We start from the raw sequence: 12,286 nt of genomic DNA, 5'->3' as shown, positions 1-12,286 counted from the left end.
CCGCGCCAACCGCGACGACGCCTCGTCCAGAAGGAATCGACACTTCATCATGACCCTGCTCGTCCGCGGAATCGAATGGTCGAACCCGACAGCACCACGGATCCGATGCGTCGACGACACCACTTCCGCTACGACGTTCTTCACTCACGACTCGGTACTGCGATTCTCCGTCGACAAAGCGAAGGGCCGCCGTTGCCTCGGGTGGCGAGATCTCACCGCAGAAGGTCCAGGCCACTCGCCGTGTGACCGCGGGGCCACCGTCGTTGCCGGACGCCAATGCGATCGGTGCCGAAATCGTGAGGGGTTCACCACAGTTCATCAGGCACACGTCAGCGGTGCGCACATTCATCCGAACGTGCGTACCTACCTCGCACAACCACAATGGCTCTACGTCGACGTATTCGCCGGCGGTCAGATGAAGGTGGGGACGGCGTCCGAGTTCCGCAAGCATCCGCGAGTCGCCGAGCAGGGAGCAGTCTGCGCGTTGTTCGTCGCGCGGTCGACAGACGGTTACAGCATCCGTTCGCTCGAAGCCCGGGTGTCGGAAGAGTTCCACTTGAGCCAGGCCATCCGTACGTCTCGAAAGATCGAAGCACTGACGGGTTCTTTGGATCGCGAGAAACTCCGAAAGTCGTTGCATCACTTCGTATCGTCGATCAAAGACGAGTTGAAGGACATCGGGGCGGACATCGACGGCATCGAGATCCTGGAGGCTCCCGAAGAATGGACGGCGCCGGCGTGCGCCGACGTGGTCTTCGATGCGGCACCGTTGATCGCGTATCCGCACACTTTCGAGTCCGGGGAGCATTCTCTGTATTTGGAGGGCCTTGCCGGGTCGATTGCATCGCTGCGGATCGACACCGACCCTGAATCACCACGCTTTGTCGCGGACGTGTCCGGACTGGTCGGTCGAACCATCACCGTCGGCGAGTTCGTATCCCCTGGCGTGGCGATTCAGGAATCGTTGTTCTGAAGGTAAGTCAGCAGCTTCCTGCGGTCGCTGCGGCGAATCCGCGAGTGACCTCGGCCTGCTCGTCGGCAGACAAGCTCGACCATTCGGGATAAGCCTGGATGGACGTCATCATGTCGTTTGCCAATGATTCACGCGTCATACCCATTTCCTCGCCCGACTGGTCGATTGCCGGCTGGTACGCGTCGAGGTACCGGAGAACGTCGGCGCAGGCTTGCGCGTAGGTCCGCGGCAGCGCCGAGCTTGCGTTCGGGTCCGAAGGAACCTCCACCGGAGCGCTCGACTCGACCGAAGGTGCCTCGGTAGTCATGTCCGACGACGTCGCCGGAGCCTCGGATGACGCCGTCGGCGTCGCCGTGGTGGTCGCCGAAGCGGAGGAAGTGAGTGTTCCGACCTCGGTCGGCTTGCTTCCGTCAGAACCGCAGGCAACCAGCGCCACCAGCGAGCAGGCACCGATGAACCCGGTGATCGTTTTCTTCATCCCTCAAGGATGCCAGAGGGCCACTGAGGTTCGAACGGACCGGCATCGCCGATCAGCGACAATCGCCCGCGCAGCCTGCCGAATCCGAGCGCCTCGTCCTCCCGTCTGCGGTATTGGACCGTATACCGCCTTCGCAAACCCATGCTACGGTGATTTAACTGCAAAGTAACTACGGGTGGGTTTGTCCGGTCTGCCGCGTTCATCCGGAACGCACCGATCGGAAAGAGTTCGTCTTTAAGGGGCTGGAACGAGTGGGACTTTTTCGTCGACGAGGTTCCCGGGAGGATGATGACGATCGCGGGCAAAACCTCGATCGCAGCGATCCCGGGTACGCCGCCTGGTTCGCGAACGTCGCCGACGGGGGCGGTCAACCGATTCCGTACAAGCGACCACTGACCGCGCCGGTGTATCCACAACTCCAGCCGCCGGTCCCGGACTACGAGACAGACACGCGATGGCCGCTCAACGCACCCCCTGGAGACGGTTGGCTGCCCGCAGACCGCATCGACGAATTCGAGTCGTCGAACGGCCGCTCATCTGCGCATAGCGGAGCAGGCCCCCAAATCTCACAGGCTGAACAGTTGCCGCCCGGCCCACCCCCGACGCCGCAACCAACGATTCCACCTCGAAATGTACCGATGACTTCACCACCGAAGCATCACCTGGAGTCGCCCCGCGCGGCTCTGTCCAACCAAGGAGAAGTAATGAGCAACATCGACAAAATCCTCGGCGAATTGATGCGCATCGACGGTGCCAGCGGTGTAGCCGTCGTCGACGCCGACAGCGGAATGGTTCTCGGCATGAGCGGCAACCCGTCATTCAGCCTCGAGTACGCCGGCGCCGGTAACTCCGAGGTTGTGCGAGCAAAGCTCCGCACGATGAGTAACTTGGGGATTACCGACACCCTGGAAGACATCCTGATCACCCTGAGCAACCAGTACCACCTCATTCGTGTCCTCGAGACGCCCGGACTCTCGACGCTGTTCGTGTACCTCGTCCTCGACCGCGCACGTGCGAACCTGGCACTCGCTCGCCACAAGCTGGGCGAACAGACCCCCAAGATCGAGATCTGACGCTTCCACACCTCCCGACAAGGCCCGGAGATCGCCGCACGGCGACAACCGGGCCTTGTTTGTTTCGCATCGTCGACTTGTGTACCTCCGGCGGGCACCGATACTGAGACCGTGACTATCGCGGACACTCCTTGCGTGTGGTTGACCACCCTTCGAACTGACGGCTCGCCGCACACGACTCCGGTCTGGTTCTTGCTGCGTCAGAACACATTCTGGATTCCGAGCGCCGAAAAGAATCGGAAGGTTCGGAACTTGCTGGACGATCCTCGGGTCTCCTTGGCGGTTGACGGCTCCACACGCGACCCGTGGGTCGCACAGGGTATCGCAACAATTCATCGCAACGTCGACGAGTTCGGTGATCTCCTGCGACTTTTCGGCAAGAAGTACGACGGATGGGACGCCGCAGATGAGACTCGTGACGGCCCGCGAGTTCTAGTCTCCGTCCCGGTGAAGCGGTGGCTACTTCGACCCGACTGACGGGAGGTGCCGGTTCAGCCCGAAATGTCGCGAATGACATACTTGTAGTTCATCTCTCGAAGAAATGGACTCTCGCACATGGCACGCACGGCACATCACAGGCGCGGCATCACCGGCGTCACCATCGGCATGGCTGCCGTGATCGTGCTGGGAGGCTGCGCCAATTCCAAGGCCGATGCAACCGAAACATCTTCTCTCGGTTCAGGAATCGGATCCGGCGTCACGACGACGGTCGCGACCGAAGCCTCGACTCCTTCGTCCGCCGCAATTGAACTGCTGGCACAGATCCCCGTCAAAGGACGCGCACCCAAGACCGGTTACGACCGCGCACTGTTCGGTACGGCCTGGACGGACGACGTCACCGTCGAGTTCGGCCACAACGGCTGCGATACGCGCAACGACATCCTGCGGCGTGACCTCACCGACCTGACATTCAAGGACGGCTCCAAAAGCTGCTCCGTCCAAACCGGCACGCTCCGTGACCCGTACACGAACAAGACCATCGCGTTCACTCGCGGCCAGGACACGTCTTCTGCAGTCCAGATCGACCACGTGGTCGCACTCTCGGATGCCTGGCAGAAGGGCGCACAGCAGCTCGATACGCAAACGCGAACCAATCTCGCCAACGACCCTCGAAACCTGCGCGCTGTCGACGGACCCACGAACCAGAAGAAGTCGGATTCCGACGCGGCGTCGTGGCTGCCACCCAACAAGGCCTACCGCTGCCAGTACGTGACTGCTCAAGTGGAAGTCAAAGCGGCATACGGTTTGTGGGTCACCCAAGCCGAACATGACACCATCGCCGACATTCTCACGACCTGCTGAAACTCTTACGGTGATCAGAGTCCAGTGATCAGCGGCCCTTGATCAGATACCGCACAATCGCCATTCCGAGCGCGAGCCCCAACACGGTGGCCAGCGCTGCAACGAGACCGTGACCGGTCAGTGCAACGAACACACCGGTAACGATCGCGACAACGGCGATGATCCCCGCGTCCACTCTGCTTTGACCACGTTCAGGCATGGCACTCTCTCGTGCTGTCAGGTCCGTCCGCTCCCCTCGTAGCGGACGGACCCAGCGGCAATCTGTCGAAATGCGCGAACTTCTGGTGGCCTCACCGGGCTGACTTTGCGGGCGGTCCTGCGAGGCCGGCACGTCCCCCGGAGCCAACTCACATCGGTTCACGAAGTCCGTACCTTCGCAGAATATACCGAGTGGTAGGTAAATACCGAGGGCCAAAGTCCCTGGTCGTCGACTCATGCGACGAGTGGTCGGCAACTCGAGACGAACGAGCGCATCCGCGAGCCGAGTGTTCAATCGAAATGGCAAGAACAGCCATATCCGATATTCATGTCAAACCAGGAGACGTCTATGACCCGAAAAGTGATCCGAGGTCCAACGATCCGATTGACGACACTCTCTTCCAATCAGCGCAATATGCGGTGGTGAAGCGAGAATCCGTCAAGAGAATCGTGACCGTCGCCGGTTCGAGGGTGCTTTCGAACTCGAGGACATTCAATTCACCGTCGCCGTCAACTTTTGCTCGGCCGTAAATGCATGGCATGTCAGCCGATTCGGGTCCAGAAGTGGTGTAGGTTCCCGGCAACACCTCCCACGGCACGTCGAACAGCCCGTGTCCGGGAATGCTTCCCGGCGCTGCTGAAGCCGTAGACGTCCCGATCATTGCCACACTGACAGCTACTGCCGCAGCGGACGCGAGCAAACCAACCTTGCGCATTTTCCCTACCTTGTTCATACCTGAACCGCAGCGGCGAGTTCGAAGGCTTGTTGATGTAAGAACCCGCGGATCGCGCAGTTCTTCAACCAACGGTAGTAAAAGGGCACGAGTTTTGGTGAGCTACCTTTTGTGGTTCCGGCCCGGTTTCCGTGACGGAGACTCCCATTGAGAAAAAGGGAACGCCGGCGTTGCGGCTCTCGACATGATTCGAACCTGTCATTCCAGTATTCGACCACACACCCAGATTCGAGCCGAAACGTCGACGCTCCCCTACCGTTTGGGTGACTCAGCCTCCGAGTGAGCCCGTCGGCAGCTTCGAGAAGATGTCACCGAGGCTTCCGGTTCCGCCCGGTGTTTCCGGATCCGTCGGATCCACCGGCTCGACGACGATGACACCAGGCACGGTGACGGTCACGGTCTTGTCCGCAGATTCCGAAGAACTGAACTTCTTGGTACCCAGAAACTTTGCGGTGATGCGATGCTCGCCCTGGTCACGGAACGGCCAGACCAGTTCAGCATGGCCATTCGAATCGACTGCGGCGCTGCCGATCTTGGTATCGCCGTCGAAGAACTCGACTGTTCCCTCACCTGGATTCGGGTCGATGCTTGCCGCGATCTTGACGTCTTCGCCCGTCAGTGCCTCGAGCGCGACAGCGACCGTCGTTTCGGTCTGGTTGGTCGAGAAGACCTCTGTGGTCGAGAGGGCGCCGCGTCCGTCACCCGAAGCAACACAATACCCAGCGGCATTGACCCAACGGGACTCACCGAAGCTCATGCTCGTGTCTTTGATCTTGATGGTCGGGCTCGCGGCCCCTCCGCGCAGGTGCGTCGTCGCATTGCCCTCGTCGGAGCGAGCTTCGAGTTTCAATTCGACTGCCGGCAGACGGAAGTCCGTGTTGGCCTTGACCTGCAGCCCTTCCTTGGGCTTGTTGTCGTTCGCGCTCGGACCGTCGTTGACAGTTTTGTTGCTGGTCCCGGTAATGCGCAAATATTCACCGGTGGCGTTCGCATTTCCGTCTGCACCCACACGGAGCAGTACCGCAGCTTCGCCGGTCAAGTTGGACGACGAATCACCGACGAGAGAGTACGAAACCAGTGTTGCCCCTTGCGGAAGCGCAATGTCGTACTTGATTCGACCGGTGTCCGAATCCGAACTACGCATGGTGCCGGGATGGAGTTTCACCGTGAACTGCTCGCCGGGACGCACGGACGTGGGCGCCGTGACCTCCATGTTGTCGGAGAACGACGAATCCCAATCGGTGGCGCCGTCGACCCGGCACTTGTGTTCGAAGGAAACTGTTCGTGTCACGGCATCTGATGCTGCTGCTGTCGGCGCGGACACAGCGAGGAGTCCGGCCGCGAGAGCGGGTACGGCTGCGCAAACAGCCAGAGAACGGGGGTTCATGTATTGCCTTTCAAAAGAACTCGGGCATCGAGTGTTCGGTGAAGTAGATCCGTGATCACTTGCCGCCGAGCGAACCCGTCGGCAGCTGCGGCAGAACGGACTCGAGGCTGCCCAGACCGCCCGGCGTGCCCGGATCGGTCGGGTTAGGATCGACCGGACCTGTTGAATCGCCGGTGACGGTGAGAATGTGTGCCGCCGACATGTGCTTCGCCTCGTCACCGGTAGCGGTGAACACCGCAGTCACAGACTTGATTCCGGCCTTACCGAAGGTCAGATCCAGGCGGGCGATACCGCGAACCACCGGCCGCGGTTCGCCGGCGGGCTTGCCGTCGACCATGAACTGGACTGTTCCCGTGGCATTTTCCGGTTCGACGTGAGTAGCGAAGGACACTTTGGTGCCGGTTACGGCGGTAGCCGGTCCCTCGAGTGTGGTCACGATGTCGGTACCGGGCTCAGGATCGACCGGTCCCAGGTCCCCGTCGATTTTTGTCGACGCCAGGCTGCCGGCACCGGCATTGAGAGGGCCGGTCTCGCTGTCGCGGGGTGAGCAGGACGTAGGCGCCCAGATCGTTCCCGCGAGCCAGTGACCGACCTGAGGGAGGAAGGTCAAGAATGACTCCGGTCCGCCGAAAGTACCTGCAGCACCCGAGGTCCGGACATTGGTCTCGACAACGCCGGAAGGCCCGGCCTTCACGGTGATTCTGATCTTCGGAAAGACGATATTCGTCTCGGCACCGGACTGAGCATTGATCGCGAGCCCACCGTGCGCACCCGACGACGATGACGGACTGTTGCCGATCGCTTCGTTTGCGCCGGACAACCGGAGTATCGGGCCGTCAGGTGTGGGAGTGCCGTCTTCGTTGACACGAATCACCGAAGCAGGTTTCCCGGCGACAACATTGCCCGGATCGGTGACCGTCGCCGAGACGAACTCCGCGTTGGTCGGAATCGGAAGGTCGATCTTCAGACGCGAGATCTTCTTGACGCTTGCGCCGCTCACATCGTTCGGGATCTGGACGCTTCCCGGATCCACGTCGATGTCGAAGACTTGACCTGGCGCGACGACCGCAGGAGCCGAAACCCGCACCGTGGCAGGCTTTCCGTCTGACGACGGCCCGGAGAACGCACTCGGAACTGCGCGGCACGTGACCTGAAAAGTTGTCGACGTGGTTTCTGCAACGGGTGCCGCGGTCGCCGGAATCACGGCCACCGCGGTTCCACCGGCAAGGAGGCCGGCTAGCAGCGCAGCATTCAGTAAGCGTTTTGACATGATGTCCTCTCGGAACAACCTGATTGACGTTTGCCGCCGAACTGTAACGGAGCGAACGCCCGAATTGGCCAGTTTTCGATCAACAAAAACCACACAGTAGGTAAATACTTGGTAAGGGTTACTGGCCGTCACATCTGTCAGCCAACGCAAGCCTTGCCCATCCTCGCCGAGCAAAACAATCGAGATTCATTGCAGCAAAAAAGAATTCGAAGGCCATTCGCATCGCTGTCAAATTCTCGTTCACACTCTACCCTTACGGGAGGGTAGAGTCTGGGAACCTCGTCAGGACGGAATCTCATGGCAGTAACCACCGCTTCATCCACCAACGACAACTCGGTACGGGCCGCGCTTCGGTCACCTCGCCGACTCAAAACCGAAGTCTTGGCCGGACTGGTCGTGGCATTGGCATTGATCCCCGAAGCGATCTCGTTCTCGATCATCGCCGGGGTGGATCCGCGGGTGGGACTGTTCGCCTCGTTCACGATGGCTGTGACCATCGCCGTCGTCGGCGGACGACCTGCCATGATCTCCGCGGCCACCGGCGCCGTCGCACTGGTCGTCGCTCCACTGACGCGCGAGTACGGAATCGACTACCTGATCGCGACAGTCCTCCTGGCCGGTCTCCTCCAGATCGTGTTGAGTCTCCTCGGCGTTGCAAAGTTGATGCGTTTCATCCCGCGCAGCGTCATGGTTGGATTCGTCAACGCACTGGCCATCTTGATCTTCATCGCCCAACTCCCCCATCTGATCGACGTTCCGTGGCTCGTCTACCCGCTCCTGGGCGTCGCCCTCCTGATTCTCGTGTTCTTGCCGAAACTGACGAACGCGGTCCCGGCTCCGCTGGTGGCGATCGTGCTACTGACCGCCGCCACAGTCGTTTTCGCTTTCGACGTTCCCGATGTCGGCGACGAGGGCGAACTTCCGTCGAGCCTGCCGACGCTACTGTTCCCCGACGTCCCTCTGGAAATGCACACACTGTCGATCATCGCTCCGTACGCGTTGGCCATGGCGCTCGTCGGACTCCTCGAATCGTTGATGACGGCCAAGCTCGTCGACGACGTCACGGACACCCACTCGAACAAGACCCGAGAAGGGTGGGGCCAAGGCGTCGCGAACATCGTCACCGGCTTCTTCGGAGGCATGGGAGGGTGCGCGATGATCGGCCAGACCATGATCAACGTGAAGGTCTCCGGCGCTCGCACTCGGATCTCGACCTTCCTCGCTGGCGTGTTCCTGCTGATACTCGTGGTCGGCCTGGGCGATGTCGTGGCGTTGATTCCGATGGCCGCATTGGTGGCCGTCATGATCATGGTCTCGGTGGGCACTTTCGATTGGCACAGCATCAATCCGAAGACACTGCGCCGCATGCCGATCGGCGAAACAACGGTCATGCTGGTCACCGTGGCTGTCACCGTCGCGACCCATAATCTCGCCTACGGCGTGATCGTCGGAGTGATTACCGCGATGGTGATCTTCGCCCGCCGCGTCGCGCACCTCACCGAAGTTGTCGACGTAGCGCATCCGGACGAGGACACCCGTGTCTATGCGGTTCGAGGCGAGTTGTTCTTCGCATCGAGCAACGATCTGATCTATCAGTTCGACTACACCGGCGACCCGAAGAACGTTGTCATCGATCTCTCCGAGTCTCATATCTGGGACGCGTCGACCGTGGCGACTCTGGACGCCATCACCACCAAGTACGCGGCCAGAGGCAAGAAGGTCGAGATCGTGGGCCTCGACGGCGCGTCGGCCGAGCGCCATCTGCGCCTGTCCGGTCGTCTGGGCGACGGTCACTGAGAGGATGGAGGCCGAGCGCGACGAAAGTGGGAGTGATGTCTGAGCCGGAACACGCGGGCCAGGGGCAGAACATGCAGATCGGTCAGGTTGCCGAGCGCACCGAACTGTCGATCAAGACGATCCGTCATTACGACGAGGTCGGTCTGGTGACCCCGTCCGAGCGGAGCGCCGGAGGTTTCCGCCTGTACACCGAAGCCGACGTCCAGCGGCTACTGGTGATCCGACGAATGAAGCCGCTCGGATTCAGTCTCGAAGAAATGAAAAAACTCCTCGATTCTCTGGCAGTGCTCGGTGACAAGGGTTCGGACGCGTCAATGCGAACCGGTGCAACCGAATTCGTCACCGCCTGCCATACCCGAGCGGAAGAAAGCTGCATACACTTACGTAAGCAACTCGCCTACGCCGAAGAACTGACGGGATTGCTCGCCGACCACAGTCTGAACGGCGAACGGGATTCACGATCTGCCGGCTGAACTAAGCTGAGTTGATGGCCCGATACTTCGACGTACATCCCGAAAACCCGCAGCCGCGCGCGATCAGCCAGATCGTCGAAATGCTGCGCAACGACGCGGTCATCGCCTACCCCACCGATTCCTGCTACGCCTTGGGCGCCCGAATGGACAATCACTCGGGCACCGATCGGATCCGCGAGATCCGTCACCTGCGGTCGGATCACCACTTCACACTCGTGTGTGCCGACTTCGCGCAGCTCGGGCATTTCGTCCACGTCACCAACTCGGCGTTCCGCGCGGTGAAAGCGGCAACCCCGGGCCAATACACGTTCATCCTTCCCGCCACGAAGGAAGTCCCGCGGCGGCTGGCACACGCCAAGAAGAAAACCGTCGGAGTGCGCATTCCCAGCCACCCGGTAGTGCGTGCGCTCCTGCAGGAACTGGGTGAGCCGATCCTCTCCAGCACCCTTCTGCTGCCCGGCGCCGAGGAGCCGATGACGGACGGCTGGCAGATCAAGGAAGAACTCGACCACCAGCTCGACGCGGTCATCGACTCGGGTGATTGCGGAACTGAACCAACCACAGTGGTCGACTATTCGTCCGGTGTCCCCGAGATCGTGCGCGTCGGAGCAGGGGATCCTTCTCGTTTCGAGTGATCCCCGCCCGGGCCACATCCCCGGGCCACATCATGGAGTCGACCAGTCACGGCGTGACGATATCGAACCACAGATCAAAATCCTCCAGCAGCGAGATGAACGTCTCCAGTTCCGACTGATCCCCCGCAGCCTTCGCTGTTCCGGAGGTGATGGATTCGGTGAGTGAGGTCGTCCCCAGATACACCTCGTTGAACACCGCACGGGTCAAGGTCAGAGTCAGGGCGGCCGACGAATCTGCCCTGTCCATGTCGTAGTTCAGCACGCCGTTGCGCACTGTGACCAGGACGTTGTCCTCGGTATCCGACAACACGAATCGCAACGTCAGGTCGACGTCGGCGGCCTTCGGGCCGTCGAGGCGAACTGCCCAGAAGTCCAGCATCTGTTCGAGCGGCATCACTGCGACGACGGCCGGGCCGGTGGGGTTGTTGGACGGCATCGGTGCCAGCGGATGCCGCAACTCCATCGCTCCGACCAGATAGAAGTTGCGCCACGTACCGTTCTCGGCTTGGTAGCCGAGCTGTTCGTACGTGTCCGCCAACAACTCTCGCGCCTTCTGATTGCTCGGATCGGCGAAGACCAGGTGATTCACCAACTCCGCCGCCCAGCGGTAGTCGCCGTCATCGAACGCCTGCTTGCCCTTCGTCAGGAGCGCGTCCGGTCCACCGACGGCTTCGACGTAGCGCTTGCCGTTCTCCACCGGCGGATGAGGATTCAGGTGAGCGGGAACGCCGTCGAACCAACCGAGATAGAAGGTGTAGATCGCCTTGACGTTGTGACTGAGCGAGCCGTAGTACCCGCGGTTGTACCACTGCTTTCCGATGGCGTCGGGTACCTCGATCTGGTCGGCGATCTCGACGGGTGTCAGTCCCTTGTTTGCAAGACGCAACGTCTGGTCGTGGAGATACTTGTACAGGTCTGCCTGATCCGACATGAGCTTGCGAATCTTCTCATTGCCCCACGTGGGCCAATGATGCTGCGCGAAAATGATTTCGACGTCGGGGAAGAGCTCCATCGCCAGGCGAACGTAATGCGACCAGGCCTTGGCGTCGCGAGTCTTGGCGCCGCGCAACGTGTATAGATTGTGCATCGTGTGTGTGACGTCCTCAGCCGAACCGAGTGCCTTGAAATCTGGTAAATAGAAGAGCATTTCGGATGGCGCTTCGGTTCCCGGCGCGAGCATGAACGTCACGCGCACGCCGTCGATGACTTCTTCGTGAATCGGTTCGGTGATGACGTCGGTCGGCACGGCGAACGTGGACGTGCCGTGCGAAGTGGACAAGCCGAGACCACCGGATACCTGTCCCTGTGGACCCGGACGCAGGAACGATCCGTACATGTACATTCCGCGACGTGTCATCGCCGTGCCGGCAAGCACGTTCTCGGAGATCGCTTCCTCCGTGAAACTATCTGGTGCATAGACCTTTACAGCACCGGACGCAATCTCTTCATCGGTGACAAATCCTTTCACACCGCCGAAGTGATCGCCGTGGGAGTGCGTGAAGATGATTGCCTTGACCGGGACCTTGGGGCGGTGCTGGTAGTACAACTCCAACGCGAGTGCGGCTGTTTCCGCGGACATCAGAGTGTCACCGATAATCAACCCGGTGTCGCCCTCGATGATCGTCGTGTTCGACAAATCCTGGCCGATCACCTGATACAGGCGATCAGCGAGCTTGAACAGTCCGCCGCCCTTTCCCATCAAAGTCGCTTGGCGCCACAAACTCGGGTTGACGGTGTCCGGCGCGTCGCCGTCGGCGAACCCGTAGGCGTCGTAAGAGAAGATGAACTGCCCTTTGTCGCCCTTGACGAGCCCGCCGTCGATGAGCGGCGCCACCAGACCTCGTGAAATCAAATCGAAGTCGAAGGTGTCGTCGAAAGGAAGGTCACGGAGCACCTGAGCATTCGTCTGGCGAGTGGCTTCGGTGGCGGGCTTGGGGTCGAGTTCGGACGGTGTAGTCATCTTCTC

12 protein-coding genes and 1 pseudogene are annotated in these 12,286 nt (G+C 60.8%); 7 read left to right on the top strand and 6 right to left on the bottom strand.

The window, feature by feature from the left end; translation table 11 throughout:
- Nucleotides 1-49 precede the first annotated feature (49 nt).
- Nucleotides 50-973, top strand: coding sequence for a DUF2797 domain-containing protein (locus tag ACFQ6H_RS13585; protein WP_378535547.1), 924 nt, complete (start codon nucleotides 50-52; stop codon nucleotides 971-973).
- A gap of 7 nt (nucleotides 974-980) precedes the next feature.
- Here ACFQ6H_RS13585 and ACFQ6H_RS13580 read toward each other — a convergent pair whose 3' ends face one another.
- Nucleotides 981-1,451 (bottom strand): hypothetical protein, encoded by a 471-nt coding sequence (locus ACFQ6H_RS13580; protein WP_378646584.1) that lies wholly within the window; start codon nucleotides 1,449-1,451, stop codon nucleotides 981-983.
- 704 nt (nucleotides 1,452-2,155) lie between these two features.
- Between ACFQ6H_RS13580 and ACFQ6H_RS13575 the strand changes: the two genes are divergently transcribed.
- From ACFQ6H_RS13575 to ACFQ6H_RS13565, 3 genes and pseudogenes are all read left to right on the top strand, one after another.
- Nucleotides 2,156-2,524 (top strand): hypothetical protein, encoded by a 369-nt coding sequence (locus ACFQ6H_RS13575; RefSeq protein WP_378448756.1) that lies wholly within the window; start codon nucleotides 2,156-2,158, stop codon nucleotides 2,522-2,524.
- A 111-nt stretch (nucleotides 2,525-2,635) separates the two neighbouring features.
- Nucleotides 2,636-3,001: a pyridoxamine 5'-phosphate oxidase family protein gene (locus tag ACFQ6H_RS13570; RefSeq protein ID WP_378646583.1), complete on the top strand. Its 366-nt coding sequence runs from the start codon at nucleotides 2,636-2,638 to the stop codon at nucleotides 2,999-3,001.
- A 78-nt stretch (nucleotides 3,002-3,079) separates the two neighbouring features.
- A pseudogene (locus ACFQ6H_RS13565) lies at nucleotides 3,080-3,823 on the top strand (HNH endonuclease family protein); the annotation flags it as partial.
- Between the two features lie 31 nt (nucleotides 3,824-3,854).
- Here ACFQ6H_RS13565 and ACFQ6H_RS13560 read toward each other — a convergent pair.
- From ACFQ6H_RS13560 to ACFQ6H_RS13545, 4 genes are all read right to left on the bottom strand, one after another.
- Nucleotides 3,855-4,025: a hypothetical protein gene (locus ACFQ6H_RS13560; RefSeq protein ID WP_378535541.1), complete on the bottom strand. Its 171-nt coding sequence runs from the start codon at nucleotides 4,023-4,025 to the stop codon at nucleotides 3,855-3,857.
- 346 nt (nucleotides 4,026-4,371) lie between these two features.
- Nucleotides 4,372-4,740, bottom strand: a complete 369-nt coding sequence (locus ACFQ6H_RS13555) for a hypothetical protein (protein WP_378547450.1) — start codon at nucleotides 4,738-4,740, stop codon at nucleotides 4,372-4,374.
- Between the two features lie 286 nt (nucleotides 4,741-5,026).
- Nucleotides 5,027-6,145, bottom strand: a complete 1,119-nt coding sequence (locus ACFQ6H_RS13550; protein WP_378547453.1) for an Ig-like domain-containing protein — start codon at nucleotides 6,143-6,145, stop codon at nucleotides 5,027-5,029.
- Nucleotides 6,146-6,200: 55 nt separating this feature from the next.
- Nucleotides 6,201-7,415 (bottom strand): Ig-like domain-containing protein, encoded by a 1,215-nt coding sequence (locus ACFQ6H_RS13545; protein ID WP_378646581.1) that lies wholly within the window; start codon nucleotides 7,413-7,415, stop codon nucleotides 6,201-6,203.
- 297 nt (nucleotides 7,416-7,712) lie between these two features.
- On the opposite strand from ACFQ6H_RS13545, the gene ACFQ6H_RS13540 reads away from it, so the two are divergent.
- From ACFQ6H_RS13540 to ACFQ6H_RS13530, 3 genes are read left to right on the top strand one after another with little or no spacing between them, the layout of a single operon-like run.
- Nucleotides 7,713-9,212 carry a SulP family inorganic anion transporter gene (locus ACFQ6H_RS13540; protein ID WP_378646579.1) on the top strand — a complete coding sequence of 500 codons (1,500 nt, stop codon included), beginning with the start codon at nucleotides 7,713-7,715 and terminating at the stop codon, nucleotides 9,210-9,212.
- 35 nt (nucleotides 9,213-9,247) lie between these two features.
- Complete coding sequence (locus tag ACFQ6H_RS13535; protein WP_378646577.1) at nucleotides 9,248-9,685, top strand: MerR family transcriptional regulator; 438 nt, start codon at nucleotides 9,248-9,250, stop codon at nucleotides 9,683-9,685.
- Nucleotides 9,686-9,699: 14 nt separating this feature from the next.
- Nucleotides 9,700-10,320, top strand: coding sequence for an L-threonylcarbamoyladenylate synthase (locus ACFQ6H_RS13530; protein ID WP_003945756.1), 621 nt, complete (start codon nucleotides 9,700-9,702; stop codon nucleotides 10,318-10,320).
- A gap of 46 nt (nucleotides 10,321-10,366) precedes the next feature.
- Here the strand turns inward: ACFQ6H_RS13530 and ACFQ6H_RS13525 are convergent, their stop codons facing one another.
- On the bottom strand, nucleotides 10,367-12,280 hold the full coding sequence (locus tag ACFQ6H_RS13525; RefSeq protein WP_378646575.1) for an alkyl/aryl-sulfatase: 1,914 nt from the start codon (nucleotides 12,278-12,280) through the stop codon (nucleotides 10,367-10,369).
- Nucleotides 12,281-12,286 lie beyond the last annotated feature (6 nt).

The sequence above is a fragment of the Rhodococcus sp. NPDC056506 genome, assembly GCF_042794945.1.
Lineage (GTDB): Bacteria > Actinomycetota > Actinomycetes > Mycobacteriales > Mycobacteriaceae > Rhodococcus_F.
Note: the sequence above shows the minus strand (reverse complement) of the source record. Positions and strands in the feature narration are given on the sequence as shown.